The 26,544-nt window shown below is 48.5% G+C and carries 23 protein-coding genes; 15 read left to right on the top strand and 8 right to left on the bottom strand.

Going from position 1 to position 26,544, the window contains the following annotated elements; genetic code table 11:
* Nucleotides 1–5 precede the first annotated feature (5 nt).
* Both HRU79_00535 and HRU79_00530 read left to right on the top strand, forming a co-directional pair.
* Nucleotides 6–1,478 carry a hypothetical protein gene (locus HRU79_00535; protein QOJ25203.1) on the top strand — a complete coding sequence of 491 codons (1,473 nt, stop codon included), beginning with the start codon at nucleotides 6–8 and terminating at the stop codon, nucleotides 1,476–1,478.
* Nucleotides 1,427–3,304, top strand: a complete 1,878-nt coding sequence (locus HRU79_00530; protein ID QOJ25202.1) for a hypothetical protein — start codon at nucleotides 1,427–1,429, stop codon at nucleotides 3,302–3,304. The genes HRU79_00535 and HRU79_00530 overlap by 52 nt, the downstream gene beginning before the upstream one ends.
* Here the strand turns inward: HRU79_00530 and HRU79_00525 are convergent.
* Entirely contained in the window at nucleotides 3,207–4,511 is a 1,305-nt protein-coding gene (locus tag HRU79_00525; GenBank protein ID QOJ25201.1) for an adenylosuccinate lyase, read from the bottom strand. The two genes, HRU79_00530 and HRU79_00525, sit on opposite strands and share 98 nt — an antisense overlap.
* Here HRU79_00525 and HRU79_00520 point away from each other — a divergent pair.
* Both HRU79_00520 and HRU79_00515 read left to right on the top strand, forming a co-directional pair.
* Nucleotides 4,510–5,097 (top strand): hypothetical protein, encoded by a 588-nt coding sequence (locus HRU79_00520; GenBank protein ID QOJ25200.1) that lies wholly within the window; start codon nucleotides 4,510–4,512, stop codon nucleotides 5,095–5,097. The two genes, HRU79_00525 and HRU79_00520, sit on opposite strands and share 2 nt — an antisense overlap.
* A gap of 17 nt (nucleotides 5,098–5,114) precedes the next feature.
* The gene (locus tag HRU79_00515; GenBank protein QOJ25199.1) at nucleotides 5,115–7,355 is read left to right on the top strand and encodes a TonB-dependent receptor; all 2,241 of its coding nucleotides are present in this window, start codon (nucleotides 5,115–5,117) and stop codon (nucleotides 7,353–7,355) included.
* Between the two features lie 84 nt (nucleotides 7,356–7,439).
* Here the strand turns inward: HRU79_00515 and tsaB are convergent, their stop codons facing one another.
* Both tsaB and mfd read right to left on the bottom strand, forming a co-directional pair.
* Complete coding sequence (tsaB, locus tag HRU79_00510) at nucleotides 7,440–8,120, bottom strand: tRNA (adenosine(37)-N6)-threonylcarbamoyltransferase complex dimerization subunit type 1 TsaB (GenBank protein ID QOJ25198.1); 681 nt, start codon at nucleotides 8,118–8,120, stop codon at nucleotides 7,440–7,442.
* 3 nt (nucleotides 8,121–8,123) lie between these two features.
* Nucleotides 8,124–11,444: a transcription-repair coupling factor gene (gene mfd / locus HRU79_00505; protein ID QOJ25197.1), complete on the bottom strand. Its 3,321-nt coding sequence runs from the start codon at nucleotides 11,442–11,444 to the stop codon at nucleotides 8,124–8,126.
* Between the two features lie 43 nt (nucleotides 11,445–11,487).
* Here mfd and HRU79_00500 point away from each other — a divergent pair, with 43 nt between their 5' ends.
* A complete protein-coding gene (locus tag HRU79_00500) occupies nucleotides 11,488–11,895 on the top strand; it encodes a hypothetical protein (protein ID QOJ25196.1) in 408 nt (135 codons plus the stop codon).
* 5 nt (nucleotides 11,896–11,900) lie between these two features.
* The gene (locus HRU79_00495) at nucleotides 11,901–12,104 is read left to right on the top strand and encodes a hypothetical protein (protein QOJ25195.1); all 204 of its coding nucleotides are present in this window, start codon (nucleotides 11,901–11,903) and stop codon (nucleotides 12,102–12,104) included.
* A gap of 71 nt (nucleotides 12,105–12,175) precedes the next feature.
* Here HRU79_00495 and prmA read toward each other — a convergent pair whose 3' ends face one another.
* Complete coding sequence (gene prmA, locus HRU79_00490) at nucleotides 12,176–13,024, bottom strand: 50S ribosomal protein L11 methyltransferase (protein ID QOJ25194.1); 849 nt, start codon at nucleotides 13,022–13,024, stop codon at nucleotides 12,176–12,178.
* A 53-nt stretch (nucleotides 13,025–13,077) separates the two neighbouring features.
* Here prmA and HRU79_00485 point away from each other — a divergent pair, with 53 nt between their 5' ends.
* The 3 genes from HRU79_00485 to HRU79_00475 all read left to right on the top strand — a co-directional run bounded on the left by HRU79_00485 (nucleotide 13,078) and on the right by HRU79_00475 (nucleotide 14,420).
* Nucleotides 13,078–13,593 (top strand): HAD-IIIA family hydrolase, encoded by a 516-nt coding sequence (locus HRU79_00485; protein QOJ25193.1) that lies wholly within the window; start codon nucleotides 13,078–13,080, stop codon nucleotides 13,591–13,593.
* A 61-nt stretch (nucleotides 13,594–13,654) separates the two neighbouring features.
* Nucleotides 13,655–14,014: a YtxH domain-containing protein gene (locus HRU79_00480; protein ID QOJ25192.1), complete on the top strand. Its 360-nt coding sequence runs from the start codon at nucleotides 13,655–13,657 to the stop codon at nucleotides 14,012–14,014.
* Nucleotides 14,007–14,420, top strand: coding sequence for a hypothetical protein (locus HRU79_00475; protein ID QOJ25191.1), 414 nt, complete (start codon nucleotides 14,007–14,009; stop codon nucleotides 14,418–14,420). The genes HRU79_00480 and HRU79_00475 overlap by 8 nt, the downstream gene beginning before the upstream one ends.
* Nucleotides 14,421–14,425: 5 nt before the next feature.
* On the opposite strand, the gene HRU79_00470 is transcribed toward HRU79_00475, so the two are convergent.
* A complete protein-coding gene (locus tag HRU79_00470) occupies nucleotides 14,426–15,355 on the bottom strand; it encodes a phosphate/phosphite/phosphonate ABC transporter substrate-binding protein (protein QOJ25190.1) in 930 nt (309 codons plus the stop codon).
* Between the two features lie 103 nt (nucleotides 15,356–15,458).
* Between HRU79_00470 and sucC the strand changes: the two genes are divergently transcribed.
* Complete coding sequence (sucC, locus tag HRU79_00465; GenBank protein ID QOJ25189.1) at nucleotides 15,459–16,712, top strand: ADP-forming succinate--CoA ligase subunit beta; 1,254 nt, start codon at nucleotides 15,459–15,461, stop codon at nucleotides 16,710–16,712.
* A gap of 130 nt (nucleotides 16,713–16,842) precedes the next feature.
* Nucleotides 16,843–17,424 carry a hypothetical protein gene (locus tag HRU79_00460; GenBank protein QOJ25188.1) on the top strand — a complete coding sequence of 194 codons (582 nt, stop codon included), beginning with the start codon at nucleotides 16,843–16,845 and terminating at the stop codon, nucleotides 17,422–17,424.
* 21 nt (nucleotides 17,425–17,445) lie between these two features.
* Here the strand turns inward: HRU79_00460 and HRU79_00455 are convergent, their stop codons facing one another.
* Genes HRU79_00455 through uvrA form a run of 3 tightly spaced genes read right to left on the bottom strand, consistent with a single transcriptional unit; the run spans nucleotide 17,446 to nucleotide 22,310 of the window.
* The gene (locus HRU79_00455; GenBank protein ID QOJ25187.1) at nucleotides 17,446–18,456 is read right to left on the bottom strand and encodes an NAD(P)/FAD-dependent oxidoreductase; all 1,011 of its coding nucleotides are present in this window, start codon (nucleotides 18,454–18,456) and stop codon (nucleotides 17,446–17,448) included.
* A gap of 36 nt (nucleotides 18,457–18,492) precedes the next feature.
* Complete coding sequence (locus HRU79_00450; protein ID QOJ25186.1) at nucleotides 18,493–19,491, bottom strand: flippase-like domain-containing protein; 999 nt, start codon at nucleotides 19,489–19,491, stop codon at nucleotides 18,493–18,495.
* Complete coding sequence (uvrA, locus tag HRU79_00445; GenBank protein QOJ25185.1) at nucleotides 19,488–22,310, bottom strand: excinuclease ABC subunit UvrA; 2,823 nt, start codon at nucleotides 22,308–22,310, stop codon at nucleotides 19,488–19,490. Before uvrA ends, HRU79_00450 begins: the two co-directional genes overlap by 4 nt.
* Nucleotides 22,311–22,551: 241 nt before the next feature.
* Here uvrA and rpmB point away from each other — a divergent pair, with 241 nt between their 5' ends.
* The 4 genes from rpmB (at nucleotide 22,552) to HRU79_00425 (ending at nucleotide 26,502) form a co-directional block, all read left to right on the top strand.
* Nucleotides 22,552–22,773, top strand: a complete 222-nt coding sequence (gene rpmB, locus HRU79_00440) for a 50S ribosomal protein L28 (GenBank protein ID QOJ25184.1) — start codon at nucleotides 22,552–22,554, stop codon at nucleotides 22,771–22,773.
* A gap of 92 nt (nucleotides 22,774–22,865) precedes the next feature.
* A complete protein-coding gene (locus HRU79_00435) occupies nucleotides 22,866–24,440 on the top strand; it encodes a tetratricopeptide repeat protein (protein ID QOJ25183.1) in 1,575 nt (524 codons plus the stop codon).
* A 45-nt stretch (nucleotides 24,441–24,485) separates the two neighbouring features.
* The gene (locus HRU79_00430; protein ID QOJ25182.1) at nucleotides 24,486–25,349 is read left to right on the top strand and encodes a CPBP family intramembrane metalloprotease; all 864 of its coding nucleotides are present in this window, start codon (nucleotides 24,486–24,488) and stop codon (nucleotides 25,347–25,349) included.
* Between the two features lies 1 nt (nucleotide 25,350).
* A complete protein-coding gene (locus HRU79_00425) occupies nucleotides 25,351–26,502 on the top strand; it encodes a hypothetical protein (protein ID QOJ25181.1) in 1,152 nt (383 codons plus the stop codon).
* The last annotated feature ends 42 nt before the right edge of the window (nucleotides 26,503–26,544 follow it).

The following is a 26,544-nucleotide window of genomic DNA, read 5'->3' as shown; positions in this document are numbered from 1 at the left end:
GGATTATGACTGGGACTACACGATATCTGATGTTCCTATGTATCAGCATCACCGCCTGCCATTACTGGTGCAGGGCTCAGGAATTAACGGCAACCCGCCTTCATTTGGCGGGTAGTCCGTGGAACGGGGCGTCAGGAGCAGCACTGTACACGGATGATGTAATCCCTCTGGTTGTTGCAAATCTCTCCGCTCCCGGACAACCAATTCGATTCCTTGGTGGGCCTGCCGGTCTGGTACGGGCCATGGAAATCGGAGCAGCGGCAGAAACCTGGATACGCGGTTCATTAAGTGTAGGAGTACTGACCGGTGCGGCTGCGGGTGAAGTAGCCAGGATAGGAACAATTCCGGCAACAAGTGGAACAGGACTAACGGTTGACCTTACTGGCACCTCTACAAGTAGCGGTATTCGGATAGTAAATATTGGTAATACCGGAACAGCGGATGCAGGCATACTGATTTCAAGTACGGCCAATGGTACGGGCACGGGTATTCGCATTGGCAGTCCGTCAGGAGGGGCGCTGGCAACATTGGGTACTGCTGTCGATATAACCGGTGGAACCGGACTGCGTTACAATGCGTTAAGTGCAGCTTCGGGGACAGCGGTTGAAATTGGCGGCACAACTGCGCCACAGCGTGGTGTTGATGCCATCGTAGCCGGACTTCACAGTATTGGGGTAGTGGCACGGGCAAGTTCCGTGGGGTCCGGTGTTGTTGGCCTGTCATATTCAGCATCATATACAGGTGTACCTCTTATCGAGCGGACCGGTGTTTATGGTGAATCTGCATCAAATTCAAATGTTGCTGCGGACACACTGATCGGTGTTCGCGGGGTTGTTCGCAGAGGCGGCCCCGGAGGAACATCAACGTTTTCAGTAGGCGTGCTTGGTGAAGCAAAAAACAATGCAGTAGTCCACTCAGGGTATAACGTTGGAGTGATGGGGTTGGCAGAATTCACACCACAAGGACAGGGTGAGGTAATTGCCGGATTGTTCGTCAGCGAAACCAGTGGTATGTCGGCTGTCCACCTTGGTGGCGACGTAATGCTCGGAAGTCACGAAAACTACCGTCCTAATCAGGTTCCAGCTACCAGGTTTCCACAGAACTCACAAACCCTTACACACATGTTCTCGCACAAAACAAGTGGTAGCACAACAATTGTGAATGAGCAGACTGTTAATGTTCCTACTGGGAGTATGCTCTCGAACATGGTGCTGGAAGAAACAACGATCGTCCGAATTATTACTGGAGTGAATGGCATTGACGTAACAGGATTCATGGGGGGAACGCATGGAAGGATGATAATATTGTTTAATGTAGGTGACAGACTCTCCATTCATAATAATGCGATTCAGAGTAATCCGGAAAATCGGATTCTTACGCCGGAGGGGCGCCTGTTAAACCTGCTTCACAACGAAGCCGTAACGCTATGGTACGATTCTACAGTAATGCGATGGCGCGCATTTGGCATAGCACGATAACTGCTATTGCGGCACTGTTATGTTTAAGCGCAGAGTCAGGAGCAGAGCAATTCTGCACCCGTGTGGTTGGGATTGATACCTGCACAAGCACAGTGTACGTTGAGTCAACGTCGATGTTGTCTGTACAGGATACCATCATCGTCTATCAGTCGCAGGGTGCCATCACAAACAGCGATGGCGATCTTATTGGTCTTGGCCATGCCGGCGAATGGAGCATTCACACCGTAGCAATGATAAGCCAGCATACGATAGTCCTCCGGCCGAACGTTCCATATTATGATACGGAAGGCAGTGTGCAGGTTTGCCGTGTCCTGGGAGGCAGCGTCGTCCGTATCACCTCAAATCTGAATGTTTTGCCATTTGCCGACGGAGTGGGTGGCATCTGTTCAATTGTTGCAGACACCGTGGAGCTCGGTGCCATCATTGATGCAGCTGGAAGGGGCTTCCGGGGTGGATGGGGAAGCTTGAATAGCTACGATACATGTGTTCAGGAAACGTCAAACACATGGCTCAGTGGGATTGGTGGTGGCAAAGGAGTCGGTCTGAGTACCGAGGATGAACGGTTCAATGCGGGAAGAGGTAACCGCGACATTGGCGGTGGCGGCGGTAATGCCCGAAATGCCGGTGGTGGCGGTGGTGGATCGGTTGCTGGACGTGGTGGCAATGGCGGATTCCAAACAAGTGAGTTTGGTTCGTTGCCATTGGGTGGACACGGCGGAACTTCGGTGCTCTTTCACTCAACTCACCGGGTATTCTTGGGCGGAGGGGGTGGGGGCGGACATCAAAATGACCACTTGGGCACTGCTGGTGGTGCGGGTGGCGGTGTTGTTCTTATAATTGCAAAGGTTATTAAGTGGTTGGAGAACGGCCGGATCCTTGTATCCGGTTCAGGTGCCGAGACAGCCATTGCTGACGGGGCCGGTGGCGGAGGGGGCGGAGGTACAATTTGGATACTGTGTGATTCTGTAGTTATACCAAAGCCCCTTCACAGACCATTTCAACTTGGTTTACAAGGCGGTGCCGGTGGACGTACATTCTCGGAATATCGTCGGTATGGCCCAGGCGGCGGAGGTGCGGGAGGAGTTGCCATACTGTCTGCGTCGGTCCGCAGTACGCCGCTGACTGCCAACGTTGAGGGAGGGGTGGCAGGCAGAGTATATACGGCAGACAGTTCCAACGGTGTTGATGGCTACGGGGCTGAGGCAGGAGCCAACGGTATTGTTCTTGGTGACGCATCGATTCCGGAGTATGCCATTCAGCCATGCTCCGACACTGTCATCCTGCTACGGGTACTGGATACCGCTGCACCTGCCGGTTCCACTGTGAGTATTCCGATTGAAGTTGAATTAACATCTCCTTTGCCGGTTGGTGTTTCACTTCGTATCCGTATTCGGGCCAGGGCAACGTCGTTGTGGCCTTTAGGCCCATTTTGGTGGAGCGGTCGGAGATATACCAAACGGTATGCGCAGATTACTCTGTCACCAACGACGGAACGTACATCTGTTTACTATATTCCGTACCAGTGTTTGCTAGGGGACAGCGCAGAAGTGGGTGTTGTTATTGACTCGGTTGATGTAGATCCGCCGGGGTTTCGTGCTACGGTCCTTCGCAATGGACGCTTTCAAACGTCCGACGTTTGCTACGCAACCGGTTCAGCACGGCTCTTTGATCAGACGTACCGTCCCGGCTATCCAGCTATCAATGATTACGAGGCAGGGGATCCTGAATTTATGATTGATCTGTTAGGCCGCATCTGGCGAAAATCAGATCTACATTCTTCAGCATCCGCCTATCATCAAAGATATTTTCGAGTTCTGAAGCCGTAAGGAACGCTGCTATTTCCTGATTCTCCAGTAATGTTTGCTTCAGGGGGACGGAGGTTTCCCATGTTCTCATGGCGGAGGACTGTACCATTTTGTAGGCATCCTCGCGTGTACATCCCTTACGAACCAATGCCAGCAGTACGCTTTGCGAGAAGGGAAGTCCGTTAGTTACGTTAAGATTCTTTACCATGGTATCCGGGTACACAACCAGGTTATCGATTAACGCTGTGGCCAGACTTATCATGTAGTCAAGAACAATGGTAGAGTCCGGACACGTGATCCGTTCCACGCTGCTGTGCGAGATATCCCGCTCGTGCCAGAGAGCATTGTTCTCGAGTGCTGTAAGCGCATTAGCACGAAGTACACGCGCAAGCCCGCACAGGCGTTCGCTGACGATAGGGTTTTTTTTGTGGGGCATTGCGCTTGACCCCTTTTGTCCCTTTGTAAACGATTCTTCAGCCTCACGAACTTCGGTGCGTTGGAGATGACGGATTTCGGTTCCAATTTTCTCGAGAGTTGTTCCGATTATTGCCAGTGTTGTCATAAACTCGGCATGCCGGTCGCGCTGTATTACCTGGGTTGAAACCGATGCTGGCTTCAGACCGAGTTTTTCACATACGTATTCTTCAACAAAGGGCGACAAGTGTTCAAAGGTGCCAACGGCACCTGATATCATGCCTACCGAGATGGTCCTGATGGCCTGTTGTAATCTGTCAAGATCACGCTGAATCTCTTGGTGCCAAAGTAATAATTTTAAACCAAATGTTGTGACTTCAGCATGGATGCCATGGGTGCGCCCAATACACTGCGTGTGTTTAAACTCCAGGGCTCGTGTTTTCAGGACGGCCGAGAGCCCTTCAAGTCCGGCTACCAACAGGTTTCCTGCTCGTTGTAACTGCACGGCCAGGCACGTATCCAGTACGTCGCTCGAGGTCATCCCAAGATGGATAAACCGTGAGGCTGGCCCAACATACTCAGCAACGTTGGTCGTAAATGCAATGACGTCGTGTTTCGTTTCTTTTTCAATTTCAAGAATTCTGTCAACATCGAATGCAGCCTTTTCACGGATTTCATCGACGGCTTCCTGGGGAATGATTCCTTGTAATGCCTGTGCTTCACATGCAAGAACTTCGATTGATAGCCAAATTGAAAAGCGTTGCTCATCGCTCCAAATAGATCCCATTTCCGGGCGGGTGTATCGGTTAATCATGTTGGCAAAATTACGCTCCGAATCTTTAGATTGCGTGGGAATGCAGGCACTTATTTCAATCCTTATCATCTGCACCACGATCTTTACTTCCGGTGGGTGGCTTGCCGTTGCAGTCGGACTTCGCACGCAGTATAAGATTTTGGCTCGATACGAGATGCAAACCAGCAAGGATTATCGCTTTGTCCTCCATCATACTGATAGTGATCCTGTGTTGGTGTGGGAACACGCCCGTGAGTTCACGTTTGATGGGTGGATGTATGATGTTAAGACCATGGTTGACAGTGCCGGCGCTACCGTTATCATTGCGCACAAGGACTTCCGTGAATCCGAAATTGTGATGGCAATATCGCATGTACTGAAGCCACGGTCACCATTTAGTAAACCTTTGGCACGTATCATTCAAAACGCACTGATGCTTATTGCGGTTATGATGGGTGTGCCGGAATTGCCTACACTCATAGAGGCATCCCTTTATGTTGGGAAAACGCTGCCCAGTTTTCATTCAGAAATGAATGTTCACACTGCGGAGCCTCCACCGAAATATCTTCTGTACCTCCCGGATTTATGTAGAAGATATTTCAACTAACAATTTTTAGGATACAAATGACAACATTTCGATTTGTTATGGCAGTGCTATGCCTTGTACTCGCACTGACCAATCCTGTGCTTTATGCTGATTCGGAGGCAGCAGGAACCGGGCAGACCGATAGTTTAAAAACGATCCAGGCACGGGGCGTAGTGGTGAGTGCTTCACGCTGGGCCGAAGAAGCACGGGACGTGCCTCGCGAAATCACAGTGATTACGCCTCTGGATATTTCACGGAAGATCCCGTCAACTGCAGCCGATATGATCATGAACAGCGGTACCGTCATGGTACAGAAGAGCCAGTTAGGCGGGGGCAGTCCAATGATAAGGGGCTTTGCCACGAATGCAGTCCTCATTGTTGTTGACGGTGTGAGGATGAATAACGCAATCTACCGTAGCGGTAATCTGCAGAACGTTATTGCTATTGACGCAAATGCACTCGATGGCGCCGAAGTACTCTTTGGTCCGGGCAGCGTACAGTATGGCAGTGACGCCATGGGAGGCGTCATGGTATTTAACACCCATCAGGCTACCCTGATTGATCAAGGAACCTATTTTGGCGGCAAAGCTCTGCTGCGATATGGTTCGGCAGCAAATGAGGTTACAGGCAGTGCTACACTCGATTTTTCAAGTAGGAGCATTGCCTCGTCAACCGTTATCACATACTCAAAGTTTGGCGACCTTCGTAGCGGTAGTGTTTTCGATTCAAGAGAGCCTGATTTTGGGAAACGAACCTGGTACGCAGAACGATTCGGTGACAGGGACTCAATGGTTGCGAACTCTGACGTCTTGCGTCAGGTGCAGTCAGGATACAGTCAGATGAACGTTACCGAAAACTTGCTGTTCAGGATTACGGATGATGCTACGGTAAACTATGGCGGCATATTCTCTACTACAACGGATGTACCCAGATACGACAGGCTTGTAGAGCTTAACAACGGCCTGCCCAAATCTGCGGAGTGGTATTACGGGCCGCAACTGTGGACGATGCACAGCCTGACCTACAAAACCTCTGATGCCGGCTTTTTTGGCAGTCAGGCTGCTGTGACTGCCAGTTTCCAGTTCAACGAAGAAAGCCGAAACGACAGGAAATTCAATAAGACAGATTTCCGGTCACAGGTTGAGCAGGTACTGATTGGATCAGTAAATGCAGATGTGAAAGCTTCTCTTGATCAATCCTCGCCCTACACCCGAGAGCTGAAATACGGCCTTGAATGGTGGATGAATGAGGTTAGTTCCGAAGCTACACTACGTGATATTAACACCGGTGAGGTTCGGCCCACACTGTCGAGATATCCGGATGGTGGCACGACAGTAAATTCGGTGGCTGGATATGTTCAGGTACATTGGGGACTCAGTAGCAATCTCAGTATTGCCGGCGGCATACGGACAACGTACTACAGTCTGGAAGCAGCCATCATTGACACAGCATCGTTTAGTATTCCGTACACATCGATCAGTTTGAATCCAACATCGGTGACGGGCTCGGTAGGACTAACGTGGCAGGCAGCCGATGGCATCACGATGCATTCGAATTTGGCAAATGGTTTTCGGGCACCTAACCTGGATAATTTTAAAGTATCCGACAGCTCACCGGGCGTTGTAGTGGTCCCTAACTCGAATCTGAAACCGGAATATGCAACCACATTGGAGTGTGGTATTCAGCTTGATCCGAGTTCGGCGCTCGATGTATCGGTGAATGGTTTTTATACTTGGGCCAGTGACGCAATCGAGACAAGACCGGCGTTATGGAACGGTATGGATTCTATCGATATTTATGGTGAGCGAAAAGCCGTGTTTGCCAATACCAACATCGGTACAGCACGAATTTATGGTCTAGATATCAGAGTAAGCTATGCTGTAATGCCAGAGCTTAAGGTGTTTGCAACAACTACGTTTGTTAACGGCAGGGAAACAACAAACGATATTCCACTGCGCCACGCAGCCCCAACATTTGCTACTGTATCGGCTACCTGGCAACCGGGTACATGGTGGTTGAGCGGTTCGTTTTGGTGGTCAGACGGACGAGAACTTGCCGAGTTAACGCCAAGTGAAGAGAACAAAGTAGGCGTTCAGTATTCGGCAAGTGGTGCCTTGCCATGGCAACGGGTTGATCTTGCTGCAGGTTGGACGGTAACAAAACTTCTAACACTGCAGCTTCAGGTTGAGAATGTGCTCGATTATCATTACCGTACCTATGCCTCCGGCATTAGTGCTCCCGGACGAAACATTATAGTTAGCACACGGGTGAACTGGTAACGACCGTTTGCAGTATCCCGAACCTGAAGTTCCCGGTCGGACCGTATACTGCACACCGAGCTTGGTTACCATTACAGTTGTGTGCTAACGGTGTTCACCTGACACGAACTCCTGTTCGTAGGAGGGCTCAAATAAGAACGGATCTGCCCACACGGCGGATCCGTTTTTTATTATGGCCTCGGAAGTATGGTAAACCATGGCACCACTAAGCTGACAGAGATGGTCAAGCAGAACCGTAGGTTCAAGGGTGTATGCCCCCGGGCCACAGACAATTGTGTTGGACGTTAACTCCTGCTGTATTTCGGCAGCCGGTCGTAACAGTATTGTACCCGTTGGCTGCACAAGACCGTCGACGATGCCTTCCGGAAGCGTAAACTTCTGTGTAAAGTACAATTCCCGATTTGTAGGTATGGCCACCATGATGCCTGTTAAAGCCAAGGCATGCGTAATCTGCAGCGCATTCTGGGCTGAACACAGGAGGGTAGAAACCGGCAGCAGCCGTGTCCGGCGCGTCTGACAAAGCCCCTTTGCAAAACTGACGCCGATGCGGGTGCCGGTAAACGATCCCGGGCCTGAACTAACAGCAACAACATCAAGATCGGCAGCAGAAATATTGGTGGAATCGAGCAGTTGCACCACGAGTTTTGCAAGCAGGGAATCTGCTACATTAGGAATGCCAATGCTGACCTCGGCAGATAGTTGACCGTTGACGCCAAGTGCAACACTGCACACACTTGAAGTGCTTTCAATAGCAAGTATCGTCATTGTTTACTGTTCAGATAGTGATGTCTTTGTAGCTTGGTCGTGATGAAGCTCGGGCGTGAGTTTTGTAAGGACGTCTGCTGCATGCTCTCGTCGCGCAAGCTGTATCTCAGCGGAAAGTTTCTTCCCTTTTTGAATGAGTCTTGCATTCGGCATTGTAGAAATTGTGGTTAGTACGCCCGGGAAAGCCTGCTCGTAATAAACGGAATTGGATTCAGGAGGAAAATCAATGGTAAGGGTTGTGTCATGAAGTGAAATTTTAACCAGACCAGTAGGGAGTGCAGCAATCCGAAGCGCAACAGCAAAGAGTAAGTTGCTTGCCTCTGTTGGGGGCACACCAAACCGGTCGCGCAAATCATCGAACACTGTATCAATTTCGGATATACTGGCGGCACTATAAAGTTTTTTATAGGTTTCGTACCTGTCGGTATCTGCAGGGATCCAGGATGCCGGCAAAAGGGCATCGCAGTCCAGTTCAATTACAACGTCCTCGTTGATAAACGGATTTCTAAGAACTGCGGAGCCAAAGATATCGCTAAACTCGTCGTGTCGAAGTTCGGCAACTGCTTCGTCAAGTATGCGATGGTAGAGTTCGAAACCCATATCAAGGATGAAGCCGCTTTGCTCACCACCCAGCAGATTACCCGCACCGCGAATTTCAAGATCTCGCATGGCCAGCTGGAATCCACTGCCAAGGTCTGTATACTCCTCCAGAGCCTGCAATCGTTGAATGCTGGTTCGTGACAATGTATGAACAGGAGGAATAACAAGGTAGCAGTATGCCTGGGTATTAGACCGACCAACTCTGCCACGTAGCTGATATAACTCGGCGAGACCAAAATTGTCGGCATTGTTAATAATCATCGTGTTAGCATTTGGAATATCCAAACCGGACTCGATGATTTTGGTAGCAATAAGTACATCAGTTTTACGCTCCAGGAAGGCTTCCATAGCTTTTTCAAGCTCACCGGTTGACATTTGACCGTGAGCAACCGAATACCGCAGTGTTGGTGCAAGCATTTGGATCCGCTGTGCAAGCTTATCGATGTCGGCAATCCTGTCGGTAACCACAAACACCTGTCCGCCACGGTTGCATTCGATGTGGAGTGCTTCGGCAATGGCGTCATCATCCCACTGTAAAATTTCTGTTTTAACAGGCAGACGGTTGCGTGGCGGAGTCTCGATAACGCTGAGGTCGCGGGCTCCCATCAGCGAAAAGTTGAGTGTACGCGGAATTGGCGTGGCGGTAAGTGTAAGAGTGTCAACCGATGCCCGAAGCTGACGTAATTTTTCTTTTGCACCTACGCCAAAGCGGTGCTCTTCGTCAATAATCAGCAGCCCCAGCTGCCGAAACGAAACATCTTTACTTAGCAATCTATGAGTTCCAACCACTACGTCAACAGAACCGTTCATAAGGCCTGCGACAATTTCCTTCTGCTCTGATTTTGACTTAAAGCGGGACAGCACCTCGATTTTGATTGGATAGCGATGCAGTCTGTCAGTAAACGTTAGATAGTGCTGCTGAGCAAGGATGGTAGTTGGAACCAGTACAGCAACCTGTTTACCTGACTGCGCTGCCTTAAAGGCAGCACGAATCGCAATTTCCGTTTTGCCAAAGCCTACGTCACCACAAACGAGCCTGTCCATAGGTGAGGATTGCTCCATATCCATTTTCACTTCGGCTGTGGTTCGTGCCTGGTCGGGTGTGTCTTCGTATTGGAACGCGGCTTCGAATTCTTTTTGCCACACTGTGTCGGCAGGGAAGGCAAAGCCAGGTATTGACTTCCGTCGGGCATACAGTTTTATCAAGTCGCGAGCAATATCTTTTATTCGCTTTTTAGCACGTTCTTTTTTCCGGTCCCATTCGGCCGAGCCCAGTTTACTGAGTTTGGGTAGTGCTCCTTCCTCAGCCGTAAACTTACTTAGCTTATGAATGTAGTTAAGATGAACATAGAGCGTGTCACCACCTTGGTAAACAAGCTTTACACAGTCAACAAAGGAAGGTCCAATTTTAATGGTTTTGATGCCTTGAAACTGTCCGATACCTTTATCGGCATGCACAACGTAGTCGCCGTGATGCAGTTGTCTGAGCTCCCGCTGAGTAATTCCGCTTTCGGATCGCTTCGATCGGCGCTGTGAACGCTGTCGGCCAAATACCTGGTGTTCAGAAAACACGGCAAGCTGCACTTCAGGCCAAACAAATCCGCTGCTGAGAGTTGACGCGTACCAGGCGATCCGATCAATGGCCGAATGATACTCGAGCCCCTTTGCGTCATTGTCTTCTTCCACTGAATCTGCGATGTTTTCGCACAGGTCCCGCAGACGTGCTGCATTGTGCTGGCCGTCGGCTCCAATATGGACAGCCACATTCTTACGTGTTAACATTGAGGCATGGGCCAGCAGTTGTTCAATCGAACCGGCAAACGAGGGTTGGGCAGATGTTGAAGTACTGATTCCTGTGGCCGACAGCGGGTTTATCAGTACCCTCATCCACGATTCAAGTTCAGGCAGATGAACAGAAGGATGCTTTGCAGCAACTGTTGCCAAGGTGTCCGGTGCATCCAGAACTACAATTGCGTTTTCGGGTACATGGCTTAGCAGAGTACTCTGTACGTCTGTGTCGTCGCGATGATAAACATGCGTAAGAATCGAAGCATGATCCAGCTCGCGGATTGATCGTTGACTGAGAGGTTCGAATTCTCGAATCGAGTCAACAAGATCTCCCAAAAATTCAAGTCTGACAGGATTATTCCATCCGCTGGGATATACGTCCACAATACCACCTCTCACGGCCATTTCGCCTGGTTTCCCAACGTAGTCGGTTCTTGAAAAACCATGGAGGGCCAATTCCTGGACGAAAGCGGCAAGGTCAAGGTGCATGGATCGGCTGATGAGTTTTTTATTCTCTGTAATACCCGTCTTCGAAGGAACATCAGTGAACAGTGACTCTGGTGTGAGTACCAGAACTGCACGTGGGTTTGATTCAAGCGCAATGATGGCATCCAATTCATCGGCGCTCAGTTGGTCGGAACTGCCGATACCCGAAACCCGTTGCGTTTTTTTTACGCCATGAACAATCCCGGGGTCACATAAGACCTGAAGATCATGCGAAACATCATCAACAGCTTTATCGTCTTCGACCACAACGATGAATGGAGTATTGGAAGCATGCCATAGTGAGGCAACAAATACACATCGTGCTGAACCAGCCAACTGTTTAATGCTGGCAACCCTGTGTTGTTCAAGTGATGCTGCTGCTAACAGGACCGGCTGGGAGGCTGAGAGAATTTCGGGGATTTTACGGACGGATGGATTGATTTTTAACACGTACAAAGCTACGTTGTAAGTTTGTAGTGATTGGATGAAGATTATGCTGTATCGTGTAAAATATCTGCTCGGAATTATGGTCGGACTCTTCAGTCTGGTGTACATCCTTTTTGGGGTTGCAGGCTGGCTGCAGAACACCATATCTTCTGCGAACCTGCTGATGTGTTTTGCACTGGCATCGGCCCACCTTGGTGCAAGCTCCTGGTTATTGCTGTCAAGTATCCGTCAGTTTAAAATCGAACGTACCAAACTTGACCTTGCCACCCGTCACCTCATTCGAACACGGTCTGGCAGGGTATTCCCGGCTGAGTTATCGCTCCTGGCCGACGTGAGTGAAGAAGATGCTGTTGAGTATTTGGAAAAACGTTGCACGTACGATGTTGCCCTGATGATGCAGAATCGGAAGGGGACCAATGTCTTCTTCTTTGGTCAGCAATTTTGGAATAATTAAATCTAATGGCAACAACCGATGCAGATAGGAACACCAAACGTGGGATATTTGCAGGCGTTCTCATTTTTGCTATTGTCTTTTTTGCACTGGTTAGCAATGGCGGACAGTGCGAGCGGTATAAGCAAAAAGAGCAGAGTTTAGAGCTTCGGCGGCACTATATCGATTCGATCCGGCACGAAGAGCAGCTTGAGATTCTTAAGCGGAAATAGGTACACTGTAGTGTCGTTATTCCTTGGATGCGCGAAGCAGAAATTACGCTATGCCAGCACACGCAATCCACCTACTGCGGTGTCTCGAATGTAATCGCACACCATTCGTCTTCGGCAAGTTCGGCCTTTATGGTACAGTTCAAGGCAGTAAACGGCTGCACAACATCATTGCGGTCGTACTTCAGGATTCCGCTTACGATAATGACACCTCCCGGTTTAACTGCCCCAATAAAGTGAGGTGCAAAAGGGATTACTAGGTGCCGGTACAAATTCGCCGTTATTCCATCGCATGAAGGAAGTGTTGCTGTTTGCAGGTCGAGCTGTTCCAGCGTAATGTGCGTCCCGGCATGGTTTTTATCGATGTTTTCGTGTGCGTTTAGAATTGACCATTCATTGTTGTCAAAAGCAAACACCGAAGCAGCACCCAGTTTAACCGCCAGAATGGCCAGTACTCCGGTTCCCGTACCAACGTCAACCCAGACTGACCCCTGGTGTACCTCGGTCTCGAGCAATTTGCACATCATTCGGGTTGTTGCGTGGTGTCCGGTTCCAAACGACATTTTGGGCGTAACAATCAGGGTAAGGGGTGCAGTGACGCTGTCCGCATGCCATTCCGGAGCAATGGTGATTCGTTCATTTACCACGATTGGTTCAATGTTGGCTTCCCAGGCTTCGTTCCAATTCTTTTCGGCCAGTGTTTCAGTGCGGATGATCGCTGCACTAACCCCTGCTGAATGTAAATCCTCGAGCATTGATTCTCGGTATTGCTCATTCCAGTCCGTTCCTGGAAAGCAGACCACCATGGAATCCAGCCCAACCTCGATCCCGAGGATTGGATATGCACTAAAAATGGCGGTCGCTACTTCGGTTTGTTCCTCAGGTACTGCCACGGTTATCAGTGTGTATTCGGAATTTTGCATTGTCGTGTAGTTTCGTTCTTTCTACAAAGGTCTTAATCGAAAGGGGAATGACAATGGAAATTCATGAAAGAGCAAAGGCAGTTAAACTGCTGGCGATGGATGTTGACGGGACATTGACAGATGGTGCAATGTACTTCAGTTCGGATGGAGTTGCGTTAAAGCGATTTTCCACACGAGATGGCATGGGCATTACACTCTGGCACAGGGCAGGCCTGCAGACGGCAATAATAACCAGCGAAGATTCGGCGATAGCCCGACGCAGGGCAGAGAAACTCCACATCGAAAATGTCATACTGCATTCCCATAATAAAACCGCTGACCTCCAAGACCTTTTGCGCAGCCTGGATTTAACGCTTGAGCAGGTTGCGTATATTGGTGATGACGTAAATGATATTCCGGTCATGCGGGTGTGCGGACTTACAGCCTGCCCAGCCGATTCCGTTGCTGCGGTGCGTACAGTAAGTATGGTCAAATGCACTGCAAACGGAGGCGATGGTGCCGTACGTGAGTTCATTGAGCTGATATTGTCTGAAAAGGGGCTTCCGGTAACATTACCCGAAAACTGGTGATGCTACGTCATAACAAAAGCAATAACGACTCTTTAACAAAGAAACTGGGAGAAATATAACAATGGATAATAAAAACTCAGCAACTGGTTCCTTCCTGGCTGGTGTTCTTGTCGGGGGTGCAGTAGGGGCCTTGCTTGCACTGTTATTTGCACCGAAGAGCGGCAGAGATTTGCGCCGTGATATTGCTGAAACTGGAGAGGACCTCCTGGATAAGGCTGGCACCCTTATTAAAAAAGGTGAAACGCAAGGTGAACAGATGCTGAATGAGGGACGAATACGTGCTCAGAAAATCGTCAGCAGTGCGCGTCAGCAAGCTGAATCAATTCTTAGCAGCGCCGACACTGTTTTACAGGAAGCACGTCAGCGTGCCCAGGCAGTAAAAGATCGTAGTGAGTCATTTGGGTCTGAATCGAATGCATGACGTTGTCCTTATCGTGTTTGCCTGCATAGCACTCGGTGCTGCAGCATTTTTATTTGTGGTTCTGACCATTGCTGTCAGGCGTTTCAGTGGCAGCGTAGAGCAGATTACCGAAGTAGTTCAGAAGGCGGGCAGAGATATCACGGAAATGAAGGATCATTCTGTTCGGCTTCTGTCCGAAACAACAGTGTTCATTCAGAAGTCGGAAAAAACGCTCGAGAAAATCGATGACAACCTGTTGCACATTTCAAAAGGTACTGAAGCCTTTGAACAAATGGCCAATGATATCAGAACTGTTCAGCAGGATCTACTCGAGAAGGTACAGGGTCCGCTTGCTGATTTGGCAGGTTTTCTGTCCGGAACCATCAGCGGAATCAGCGGGATGTTAAAAAACATTTTTGCGCGATAGCAGGACTATTTGTTTTTTAGTTGAGCCTCCAGGTTAATTCCGTACCGGGCTACAAGGTTACGTACTTCGTTGTAATCGCTGTTATTTGTGCGCACAAACCCTTCTACGCTCGCAATTGCCATCAAGGCAGCCTTACCCTGGTCCGTTGTCTGAAACTCCATTAATGCTGACACAAGTTTTTCTACGATCTCATGTGGTAATCCGTTGCGTACAACCACGGGATCGTTAGGAATGGGATCCGTAAGAGCAATGATTTTAACCCGTTCATAGACGTCTGGGAATTGCGTGGCAACCTTGCACCGTGCATCCAAAAGCTCACCCGTGACCGTATCAGGTGGCGAATAAAACACAGCTCCTGCATCTACCTCGCCCTGGTAAACCTTCATTACCACTTGACTGTGACCGTTTGCAAACATTTCTTCCTTCGGTTTAATGTTTTGCCGTTTTAACATTTCGGATGGGTAGATATAGCCACTAGTACTCGATGGGTCAACAAACGCAATGGTTTTACCTTCAAGTTGCGAAAGCGACGTGATCCCTCTGTCGGCTCGCACGATAAATTCTCCTCTATAGCTCAATTCACCATGCCTGCGTTTTACTTTCAGGACAGGTTGTGCATTGTATTTCGAGTTTGCCAGCAGATACGAAAACGTATTCATAATGGCTATGTCGGCTCTGCTTGTTCCAAAGGCTTCAACCACGGTGATGTAGTAGTTTGGGACGGATACCCGAACATGGAGCCCGGTCTTCTTGTACAAGTAGGCTCCAAGCTCCTCACCATTCCTGATGATGGCTTGAGCATCCGTTGATGGTGTGAGCATAAGATTGATAGGACGTTCCTTACTTCCCAGCTCACGACTTTTAAACAGCGGCTTTGCCGACAGCCAGATTATCGCCAACACAAGGGCAAGCACATACCAACGAGCAATACGCATGCGAAGATTAAAATTAGGTTTCTTAGGATGACAGACTTATCCTTGACCGACGGTTCGTATTTTTGCACCGCAATTTACGCTAGCTTTAACACCTGAGGATGTAATGAATATACACGAATACCAAGCTAAAGAACTTCTTCACTCATTTGGAGTACCGGTGCTAAAAGGGAGGGCAGTGTTTTCTGCTGCCGATGCCGGTGCTGTTGCGTATGCCGATTTTGTTCTGAAAGGGGCTAAGGCAATTGTTGTTAAAGCACAGATTCATGCAGGCGGGCGCGGAAAGGGGACAGTGCACAATCCCGAAACCGGCGAACCAATTCAGGTTCTTGGTAAACCCTTGCGTGGGGTTACCGTCATTACCGAAGGCAATTTGAGTGACCGAGCTTATCAGGTTGCACAGGGCTTACTGAGTAATAAACTGGTTACAATTCAGACCGGTGCAGAAGGCAAAATTGTCCGTAGGGTCCTTATCGAAGAAGGTTGCAGCATCCAAAAAGAATACTATTGCTCAATTCTTCTTGACCGCCAAACCAGTAAGAATGTGATCATGATGTCAACCGAAGGGGGTGTCGAAATTGAAAAAGTCGCGGAGGAAACACCCGATAAGATATTGAAAGAATACATAGATCCGCTCCTTGGCTTAAGTGATTTCCAGATACGCCGGCTATCGTTTGGGCTGGGCTTGGCAGGCAAGCCGGCCAAAAGTTTTGCTCAGTTTATAAAAAAGCTGTACAGTGCCTACGAGAAGATGGATTGTAGCTTACTCGAGGTTAACCCCTTGGTGTTAACTACCTCTGAAGAGTTTGTTGCACTGGATGCAAAAGTGAACGTTGATGATAATGCTCTTGACCGTCACCCTGAAATTGCAGCAATGCGCGATTCAGACGAAGAGGATCCGCTTGAAGTCGAAGCCGGAAAGTATAACCTGAACTACATCAAACTTGATGGTAATGTTGGGTGTATGGTAAACGGAGCCGGACTTGCAATGGCAACGATGGACATCATCCAGATTGCCGGAGGCTCGCCGGCGAACTTCCTTGATGTTGGTGGCGGAGCAAATGTAGAACGAATTGCAAATGCATTTCAGATTATGATGAGCGACCCCAATGTTGAAGCCGTTCTCATAAACATATTTGGAGGCATCGTTCGTTGCGACCGCGTTGCCAACGGAATTTTGCAGGCCCTTGAGATTGTTAAGGTTACTGTTCCAGTAATTGTTCGCCTTGATGGTACGAATGCTGCAGAAGCCCGACTCATTCTTAAGAACTCCGGCCTGAACTTCCTTGTGGCCGACACATTACAGGAAGCAGCTCTAAAGGTTACCGAAGCCTTGGCGGCAGCATCTGTTGAAATATAATCAGCATTATGTAAAGTAAGCGGATTGAAAGCTACTGTGGGTTTTTTCACTGTGTTACCCTATCCTTTAATTACGGAAATTGCAGAATGGTGCTGTGATTTCCATAACGATTTAACATACAGGTGAGATCATGAATATGAAGTTATTTTACTCAGTCGCGACACTTATTCTGATTGCCGCATTTGGTCGGTTAATACCACATTGGCCCAACTTTACGCCAATACTTGGTATGGCTTTATTTGCGGGCGTGGCAATATCAAATCGATTCTGGTCAATGCTAATACCGATTGCGGCCATGGTGATCAGTGATCTTGTCCTGGGTGCTATGTTTGGTACTGAATACTTGTTTCATTCAACGCAGTTTGTTGTGTACGGTTCTATTGTGTTGGTGGCGGCTTATGGGCGCTTGTTTACCAACGCGTCTGTTGTTAAAACCACGTTCCTTGGTGGAACGGTATCTGCTTTAGCGTTTTATCTGATAACAAATACGGCAGTCTGGATGGACAGCACACTGTACCCATCGACGGTTGATGGGTTGGGAATGGCGCTGGCAGCGGGACTTCAGTTTTATCCCAATGGCGGGAATTTTCTGCTGAACGGTGTAGTAAGTACTTGGATTTCTACGGCAATCCTGCTGACAGTGTATGCTGCCATACAGCGCATTGCTAAGAAGACCGAAACTGAAGTGACCATACCATCGCACCGACACTAAGTACTTTTTGCATAAGGCAGTTTAAGCAAGACCGGTTATACCGGTAACAGAGGTGTGCTTTACGATATGTTTCTTGTCGGGATGCTGACGCTGGTACTCAACATTCAGAGCCATCGTTGCTTCATGAAATCCGCATAGTATCAGTCTGATTTTATTCTGATATTCCGCAATATCTCCGATGGCATAAATGCCCTCGACGGATGTCTGGAACGTTGTTGGATCCACACTGACAGCATTTTTATCAATTGCAAGTCCCCATTCGGCTATGGGCCCGAGCTTCGGGCTCAAGCCAAATAGCGGGATGAAATGGTCAACATTGTACTGTGTTGATGTACCATTATTATCGGTTACCATTACTCCCGAAAGTCTGTCTGCTCCAATGAGTGATGTAATATTCGCATTAGTAATAATTGACAATTTACCGGCTTCAGCCAGGGCGAGGACTTTCTCAACACTGTCGGGAGCAGCGCGGAATGACTGACTACGATGGACAAGAGTAACGGATGCGGAAGAGTTTGCTAAGGCATGCGCCCAATCAACAGCCGAATCTCCCCCGCCTGCAATCAGTACATGTTTGCCCGCGTAAATATCCGGATCTTTAATAATGTATTCAACCCCTTGTCCTTCAAAAAAAGCAAGCCGGTCCAGTTGAGGTTTTCGGGGTTCAAAGCAACCCAAGCCCCCTGCCAGAATAACAGTCTTCCCTATTGCTTCGGTACCCAGCGAAGTTCGAACCCTGAATAAACCTGACTCAAGTTTTTCAAGTTCATCAACGCGTTCGCCCAGTGTAAATGTTGGTTTAAAGGGCACGCATTGCTGTAAAAGTTTATCAATCAGGTCGCCTGCTAAAATTTCAGGGTGTCCGGGTATGTCATAGATGGGTTTCTTGGGATAGATCTCTGCGCACTGTCCGCCCGGAACCGGTAAATAATCAAACACATGGCACTGCCACTTAAGCAATCCTGCTTCGAATACAGCAAACAGACCACATGGGCCGGCTCCGATAACTATTACGTCGGTTGTAACTGACATGAGCAACAGCAATTTGTGAACAATACCACGTAGAGTTTACAGTGGTTTAGATTTAAGCCACAATTTATCTGAAAGGAACCAAATTCCACCAACAATTAATGAAACGCCGTAATTCATCATCCAGGCAATAACTGCAAAACTTAACCCGTGAGCCGGGGTAACGCCATAGAGGGTAACCAAGGCTGACTGCGCAAAACCATGGTACACACCAATAGCACCGGGGGTAGGCGCAACTGTAATCCCAATCGTGATGATAACCAGAATGATGAAAGCATCGGGATAGCCTACGGACGGTACCGGTAAATTAAGTGACCAGAGAACAAGAAGCAGCGGAATAGGATAAATCAGCCACATCCACAGTGATTCAAGTAATACAGCCGGCCATGCGCGTTGTCTGTTCAAGACACTAACGCCATCGGCAATTCCCTGTAACCATCGGCGTACTTGTACGGCAAAGCGTTTATGAATTCTGTACGATATTTTAAGAATACAGGATGGAACGGTGCTCGTGAATGCTACAGAAGTAATGAGAATCAGCACAATTGCTGCCGGGATTACTACTGTACCCGTAAATGAGACCAGGCTGAACTGCGAAAGAGCCCCGTGAAGCGACGGGAAAAACCATACCGACGCAATAGTCACTCCAAGGAGCAGAAATACTACGTCAAGTATCCGCTCCAGGGCAACGCTGCTTACCGAGGCGGTGGCGGGAATGCCTGTGTGTTTTGAAAGGTAGAGCGGGCGTGCAAGTTCACCGCTTCGCGGGATCACGGTGTTGGCTGCATAACCAATCATGACGGCTCCAAAGGCATCATGTAACGGAATACTCTTGGGGTTGTGGCTCAGAAGTCTGCGCCACCGGAGTGCGCGTACAAGGTGTGAATACAGGGTTACCGGAATGGTGGCTGCCAAAAGATAACCGTTGCTTTGTACTACAAGTTCAATGAGCTGGTGGATATTTACTGAGCGAAAAACATAGACTGAGGCTGCTACAACAACGATAACGGCTATGATTGCATGGATGAAGCGCCTCATACCGCGCTCTGGACTGTGGAAGCAGAATAGTACGCACGTAAAGCCTGTCCAGTATATGAGCCCGTAACCTTAGCAACTTGTTTTGGAGTCCCGGTTGCAACTACTCTGCCGCCGTGAACCCCGCCTTCCGGACCAAGATCAATAATATGGTCTGCAGCGGCAATCACATGTAGGTTATGTTCAACAATAACGACGGTATTTCCTGAATCTACCAGGGCATCAAATGCCGAAAGCAAAAACGAGATATCGTGAAGATGCAAGCCCGTGGTGGGTTCATCAAAAACAAATAAGGTATGTCCGCTGTGCGATACATCAAGAAACGAAGCCAGTTTTAACCGTTGTGCCTCTCCACCGGAGAGATGTGTAGCCGGCTGTCCCAGTTTGATATAGCCAAGCCCGACATCACGAAGAATGGTAAGGCGATGAACTACCTTGGGGACGTCTGAAAAATGTTGAAGTGCTTCGTTCACCGTCATGTTTAGAACATCGATGATTGATTTTCCCCTGTAAAGAACCTGGAGGACTTCTTTCTTATACCGCGTACCATTACAAGCTTCGCACGGCAGCTCAATGTCGGGTAAAAACTGCATCTCGATCGTCACTCTCCCCTCACCCTGACACACCTCGCATCGTCCACCGGCTACGTTAAACGAAAAGTGCCCCGCTCGCCAGCCTAATTGCCGCGAAATCTGAGTAGCTGCAAATGTTTCCCTGATATGATCGAATACCTTTGTATATGTTGCGGGTGTGCTGCGAGAGCTTCTGCCGATCGGACTCTGGTCAACCATTTCGATGCCTGCAATTTCAGCCAGACCTTCAATACCAGATACCTTACCAACCTCCCCTGTTGTTCCACCAAAAACACGACAGATTCCATTGTAAATTACGTTATTTACCAGCGAGCTCTTCCCCGAGCCGCTTACGCCGGTAACAACAGTCAATTTACCGAGGGGCAACTCAATCAGATCAGCTTTCAGGTTGTTATGCCTCGGCTGGCGTACGATAATTTTTTTACCGCTCCCTTTTCGGACCGATCGTTTTGCACGTGTTGTTTTCTTGCCCGTGAGGTAGTCGGACGTTAACGTGTCAGAGTTCAATAGCTGCGCGTAGCTGCCCTGAAAAACAACCTTGCCTCCATGTTCGCCTGCGCCTGGTCCGATATCAATGATATGGTCTGCAGAGCGAATGATGTCAGGATCATGCTCTACGACTACGACCGTATTGCCAAGATCTCGCATCCGATTTAATATCGAAACGAGTTTAGCTGTATCGCGCTGATGCAAGCCGATACTTGGTTCATCAAGAACATACAGTGTACCAACAAGCGAAGACCCAAGCGATGTTGCCAAATTGATTCGCTGGCTTTCGCCTCCCGAAAGAGTATGTGTTAGCCTGTCAAGTGTTAGATATTCAAGTCCAATATCACAAAGTAGTTTAAGCCGACGCTGGAGCTCTTCCAGAACAAGACCAACAATTTCTCTCTGGTACGGTGTGATGGCTAAACCATCGAAATGCTTACGTGCCTCCTCTAGAGTGAGCTTCACAACATCAGGGATGCTTAGCCCGCCAATAAAAACCTGCCTGGCTGCCGTCCGCAGCCGTGATCCGCCACAAGCCCTGCATTTTGTGTAGCCGCGAAAACGACTCAACATGACTCTGTAATGGGTTTTGTACGACTTTTCTTCGAGCATTTTAAAAAAGCCGAGAACACCGATATAGGAACCTGCACCGTCCATGACCTTACTGTATTGCTCAGGAGTAAGTTCATTCACCGGTACGTTTACCGGTATGCCTTCCCGTGCAGCAACCGAGAGAAGAGTTCGCAAGTGAACACCAAATGCATCACCTCTGAACGGCAGAATTGCACCACGCCGAATGGTGAGCTGTTTGTCTGGAAACACAAGGTTCTCGTCGATTCCAACACTACGTCCGAACCCCTGACATACCGGACACGCTCCATACGGATTATTGAATGAAAACAGTCTCGGTTCCGGTTCAACATACACAGTGCCTGTCTTCGCATTTTCAAAACGGGTCGAGTAAAAATGATCCACAATTTGTGTATGATCACCGTCAGCAGTAAGAACCCTTACCATGCATTTGCCATTCCCCAAACGGAATGCTGTTTCCATTGATTCCGTTACCCGGGAGATGGAATCGCTGTCGTTACCCAGAATCAAGCGGTCAATGAGCAGATAAACAGTCTCTTCTGAATTGTGATCTTCGTCCCATTCCTCAATATCTGCTATCTCGGCAGTTTCGCCAAATACAATTCTCGTGTATCCACCGGCTACAAGGTGCTCTTTCTGCTTAGCTGAGCCCAGGCTGATGGTGGTTACCGGGACCAGGATGTAGAGTTTCTTTCCCAGGTGATCCTGAACCAGACAAGCACAGACACTTTCGGGAGTATCCTTCCGAATAATCTCACCAGTATCTTTATCAACTACGGTACCGATACGTCCGTACAGCAACCTCAAATAATCATAGATCTCTGTGGTGGTGCCTACGGTGGAGCGCGGATTACGCGCAAACACACGTTGCTCTATCGCCACTGCCGGTGGTAAACCTGAAATCGAATCAACATCGGGTTTATTCATACGATCCAAAAATTGCCTGGCATAGGCACTCAGACTTTCAACAAACCGGCGCTGCCCTTCGGCATATAACGTGTCGAATGCAAGTGATGATTTACCGGATCCGCTCAAACCGGAAATTACCGTCAGCGAATTTCGCGGGATACTGATATCCAAATTCTGTAAATTGTTAACTCTGGCACCACGGATTACAATGTGTGTTTTTGGGTTCTCTGGTATCGACATTATACGCAACTAATTAGAATACTATGGATTTACTGTCGGGATGATTTCCAGACACAGTCAATCCCCGACCCTGGTGCCTTTTACGAAACAGCAAATTTACGGTTGTATGCCAAAGCCCCCTCATCCTGTTCGGGCTGGCAAGGCAGGTACCTGCAAAAATCTTGGCACTGATGTTGCTTAATTGGTGTAAACTCGTTAATTTAGTAGTTCTTGTTTAATTAATACCCCTGGAGTGGTGAATATGGCTCGCCGCTGTGAAATAACAGGCGTTGGCGTACTAACTGGTAACAACGTATCACACGCTAACAACAGAACGCGTCGCCGATTTCTGCCGAATCTTCAAAAGAAACGTATTTGGGTACCTGAAGAAGGTCGCTGGGTAACAGTAAAGATTACTGCCAGCACACTCAAAACTATTGACAAGGTTGGATATACAGCCTTAAAGAAGAAGCTGGCTAAGTAATCGAGCATGCACAGCATAAAGAGGTCGCACGGGCGACCTTTTTTTTTACCGGGCATTGAATGATTTTTGTTCATAGATCGTTTTGAGTTCCGATGCAACGCTTACGTTATGGTGTGGTCTTTTTGTTATGCATACAGGCGTCAGGTCTGGTAGCACAGGACCGTACCATTAGCCGTGATTCCAGCCCGCGACAAAACCCAGCCTTTGCCAAGGGGATGGCGTATCAGATCAGCGGGCGTCATGCAGATGCCATTCTCGAATTCCAGGATGCGCTACATGCCGACTCATCGGCTCTGGTGCTTAGTGCCATTTCACGGTCGTACCTGCAACTCGGCAAACTGGATCACGCACTTCAGTATGCAGAGCAGGCAATACGGAATGACGCAACCTCGAAGGAGTCATGGGAGATTCTCGCTGAGACATTTATTGCAAAGGGGCTTTACGAAAAGGGTGTCCAGGCCTATGAGCAGATTCTTAGCCTACATCCAACCGAACGGCAGCTGTTTACATTTGGGCGTCTGCTTGAACCAACCAATGCGAAGCGGGCATCAGAAATCTATGAACTTCTGGTGCGTAGCAGTCCCAATGCTGATATTTATCTTCGGTTATCAAAACTGTACAAGAGACAGGGACTGACTCAGCGGAGAATATCAGTTCTTGAAAAAGCTAACCAGCTCGACCGTGGAAACCCAGGCATCATTTCCGACCTGATACAGGCATACATGCAGGCCGGACGGTTTGAAGAAGCAATGGCTCTAGCTCAGGATGGTGGTACGACCTTGCAGGAATACGATGGTTATGACCGCTGGATGTGCTTGTTGCGTACGATCTATGATGATAGTGATATTGTGCAGCAAATGCAATCCGAGTTGCCTGCAGTACTGGATAAAACCATCGCTCTCCGTCCAAACTCTTATAATTGTTTATTAACAGCCGGAACGATTGCATTACGATCTAACAATGCTCAGCAAGCTGAGGTTTTGCTTCAGATGGCAGCCCGCCAAAGCAGTCCCTACAATCGTTTTGACGTTATTCTGCACATTGGTGACCTTTGTCTTCGAATGCAGCAGCCGATGCTGGCATCGCAGTTTCTCCGTTCAAACCTGAACGAAACATCAAACCCAAGAGCAGATATGTTGTTGGGAGATATTCGTTTTGCGTTGCATGATACAGTGGGTGCAATAACACATTATACCAATGCCGTAACCTCTAACCCTTCGTTGGTTGATGCCTGGATTCAACTGGGGATACTCCATGATTTGCATGGTGATGATGCTCAAAGTGATGCAGCATACAGGAATGCACTGGCGCTTAATCCACGTCAGCCGGTAGCAGCCAACAACTATGCATTTTCGCTGGTGAATCGGGGCCGTGGGTTGGATACTGCAGAGCACTTATCATGGACGGCCCTGCAGGCGCAGCCCGGGAATGCCGCATTTCTTGATACCTATGCTTGGGTAATGTATAAATCCGGGAAAATGGAAAAAGCGTATCAGTACATTATGTTAGCCATTCAGCGCGACGGAACAGCAATGCATTATGAACATCTGGGCCATATTTTAAATGCACTTGGCAACCCGGTTGGAGCTGTAGAGGCATGGGAAACTGCCCTTCAAATGGAGCCTCAGAGGTTATACCTCCGACGTCTGATTGATACATATCGTTAACATAAAACATTATCCACATACAATCATTAGGACACCTGCCAGAGAATGACGTTACAAACCCTGTTTAGCAAATGGTGGGTTCCTGTTGTGTCACTGATATTTATCGTGACATTAACATTTACTGTCGCATACCTGGTACAGATTACGGGGCTTGCCCTCTTGCTTCTTTTTTGTGTAACCCTCTCGGTTCACGAACTGGCTGTAACGGCAGTCCGCTACCCTGGTAACCCCATCTGGTATAGGTATAGTCGGCTTGGTTTCACGGGCAGAACACTCACTCATTCTGCACTCGCTGCGGGATTTGCTGTGGCTGGCCTGGTGTTGATTGCTCTCCTTGCATTCGTGCTTGGGGGTGCGTTTGAGCTCTCATCGTCAGTCGGGATTCCACTGTATTCGCTCGGTATCCTGATTGTAGGGAGTGTACTAGAAGAAGTTGCCTTTCGCGGGACTTTACTGGAGTCGCTTCAGCAACGGTTTGGTATTCGTACCGCAGTCCTCATGACCTCGGTTTTATTTGGTTTGGCACATGCCGCTAATCCCGGAGTGAATTTGGCTGCAATCTTCAACGTTACGCTAGCCGGTGTTGTATTTGCCCTGTTCATTGTACATTCAAACAGCCTGTGGCCTGCAATATCGTTTCACGTGGTATGGAACCTTGCCGTGAAAACGTTCTTTGGAATTGTCAGCGGCCAGGGCCACACAGGCTGGGTGTCTACACTGAATACACGTACGATTGATGAAGGATATAGAGTTATAATCGCAGGACCGTTTGGCATAGAACAAGGGTTTTTAACATCGTTTATTTTGCTGGGCTGTATTGTTGGTATACTCTTCCTGATGCCGTATCATGCAGAGGATAAAAACTTTTCCGCCATTGCAGTAAAGGACCAAATAGCAGGAACAGATTGATATGATGAAGGTAGTTAGTACACTAATCGCATTTGTGATTCTTAGTAGCGTGACGCAGGCACAGTGGATGTTTATGCGCCAGGATGGCGACACCATTTTGCGCGAAGGCGTTCGCGCAATTTATAATGTTGAATTCAGGAAGGCATCTGAGAAGTTTAAACAGGTTATTGCCCTCTACCCTGAGCATCCCGCCGGATACTTTATGGATGCTATGATCGACTGGTGGAGAATCCTGTTAAACCAGCGCAGTACCAGGTATGATCAGCAGTTTTTATCGAAGATTGATAGAGTTCTTGCCAAGTGTGATGAACTACTCTCGGCTGAACCCAAGAATATTACTGCCTTGTTTTTTAAGGGCGGAGCCCTGGGCTTCAGGGGACGGTACTATGCTGTACGACAACAGTTTGTTGAAGCCGCATCGGTTGGTAAAGAGGGCATGGAAATTTTACGTGAGCTCCAGAAAATCGCCCCTACAAACCACGATATCATGCTGGGCACCGGCGTTTATAATTATTATGCCGCCGCCCTTCCGGAACGGTACCCACTGCTGAAGCCAGTAATGCTCTTCTTGCCGAGAGGTGATAAAAAGCTTGGCATTTTGCAGCTTAAGGCAGCCGGAAACCAGGCCAGATATGCCGCTGTTGAAGCCAAGGCACAGTTGATGGCCATCCTTTATAACGATGAAAAAAAGCCGTCAGAAGCAATTGTCTATGCACGCGAGCTAACTCAGCAGTATCCAAACAACCCATACTTTGCCCGGTATTTGGGGAGATGCCTTGTACAGCTTGGCCCACTTGACTCGATGGAAATAGTCTGGAGGACACTGCTTCTCGGGTATATGGATAAAAAAGAAGGCTATGACGAGTTTACGGCACGAGAAGCATTGTACTATATCGGTACGGTGCAAATGCTGAAGGGCAACTATGATATTGCTCTCAAATATCTGTATAAATGTGACGAAGCATCCCGTCTGGTTGACAAAGAGATGTCAGGTTTCATGGTAAAGGCAAATCTTAAAATCGGTCAGATCTACGATGTGCAAGGGAAACGTGATCTGGCAATCTCTCAGTACAAAAAGGTAGCCGGTTGGCGGGACTATGATGGTACCCAGGACGAAGCTGCCAGGTATATCGCAAAACCATATGGTCGGTAGTTTTATCACAGGCACTAAGCACCACTAAGCCCCCTACCCTAT

The sequence above is a fragment of the Ignavibacteria bacterium genome (assembly GCA_015709655.1).
Taxonomy (GTDB): domain Bacteria; phylum Bacteroidota; class Ignavibacteria; order Kapaibacteriales; family Kapaibacteriaceae; genus OLB6.
Note: the sequence above shows the minus strand (reverse complement) of the source record. Positions and strands in the feature narration are given on the sequence as shown.

Coding starts and splice junctions, on each gene's coding strand:
- HRU79_00535 (QOJ25203.1), top strand. CDS start 6: ATGACTGGGACTACACGATATCTGATGTTCCTATGTATCAGCATCACC.
- uvrA (QOJ25185.1), bottom strand. CDS start 22,310: ATGTCGATACCAGAGAACCCAAAAACACACATTGTAATCCGTGGTGCC.
- HRU79_00485 (QOJ25193.1), top strand. CDS start 13,078: ATGGAAATTCATGAAAGAGCAAAGGCAGTTAAACTGCTGGCGATGGAT.
- HRU79_00455 (QOJ25187.1), bottom strand. CDS start 18,456: ATGTCAGTTACAACCGACGTAATAGTTATCGGAGCCGGCCCATGTGGT.
- sucC (QOJ25189.1), top strand. CDS start 15,459: ATGAATATACACGAATACCAAGCTAAAGAACTTCTTCACTCATTTGGA.
- HRU79_00520 (QOJ25200.1), top strand. CDS start 4,510: ATGTTGGCAAAATTACGCTCCGAATCTTTAGATTGCGTGGGAATGCAG.
- HRU79_00495 (QOJ25195.1), top strand. CDS start 11,901: ATGGCAACAACCGATGCAGATAGGAACACCAAACGTGGGATATTTGCA.
- HRU79_00515 (QOJ25199.1), top strand. CDS start 5,115: ATGACAACATTTCGATTTGTTATGGCAGTGCTATGCCTTGTACTCGCA.
- HRU79_00430 (QOJ25182.1), top strand. CDS start 24,486: ATGACGTTACAAACCCTGTTTAGCAAATGGTGGGTTCCTGTTGTGTCA.
- rpmB (QOJ25184.1), top strand. CDS start 22,552: ATGGCTCGCCGCTGTGAAATAACAGGCGTTGGCGTACTAACTGGTAAC.
- HRU79_00480 (QOJ25192.1), top strand. CDS start 13,655: ATGGATAATAAAAACTCAGCAACTGGTTCCTTCCTGGCTGGTGTTCTT.
- HRU79_00460 (QOJ25188.1), top strand. CDS start 16,843: ATGAATATGAAGTTATTTTACTCAGTCGCGACACTTATTCTGATTGCC.
- tsaB (QOJ25198.1), bottom strand. CDS start 8,120: ATGACGATACTTGCTATTGAAAGCACTTCAAGTGTGTGCAGTGTTGCA.
- HRU79_00525 (QOJ25201.1), bottom strand. CDS start 4,511: ATGATTAACCGATACACCCGCCCGGAAATGGGATCTATTTGGAGCGAT.
- HRU79_00500 (QOJ25196.1), top strand. CDS start 11,488: ATGCTGTATCGTGTAAAATATCTGCTCGGAATTATGGTCGGACTCTTC.
- HRU79_00425 (QOJ25181.1), top strand. CDS start 25,351: ATGATGAAGGTAGTTAGTACACTAATCGCATTTGTGATTCTTAGTAGC.
- HRU79_00450 (QOJ25186.1), bottom strand. CDS start 19,491: ATGAGGCGCTTCATCCATGCAATCATAGCCGTTATCGTTGTTGTAGCA.
- HRU79_00435 (QOJ25183.1), top strand. CDS start 22,866: ATGCAACGCTTACGTTATGGTGTGGTCTTTTTGTTATGCATACAGGCG.
- HRU79_00530 (QOJ25202.1), top strand. CDS start 1,427: ATGGTACGATTCTACAGTAATGCGATGGCGCGCATTTGGCATAGCACG.
- prmA (QOJ25194.1), bottom strand. CDS start 13,024: ATGCAAAATTCCGAATACACACTGATAACCGTGGCAGTACCTGAGGAA.
- HRU79_00475 (QOJ25191.1), top strand. CDS start 14,007: ATGCATGACGTTGTCCTTATCGTGTTTGCCTGCATAGCACTCGGTGCT.
- HRU79_00470 (QOJ25190.1), bottom strand. CDS start 15,355: ATGCGTATTGCTCGTTGGTATGTGCTTGCCCTTGTGTTGGCGATAATC.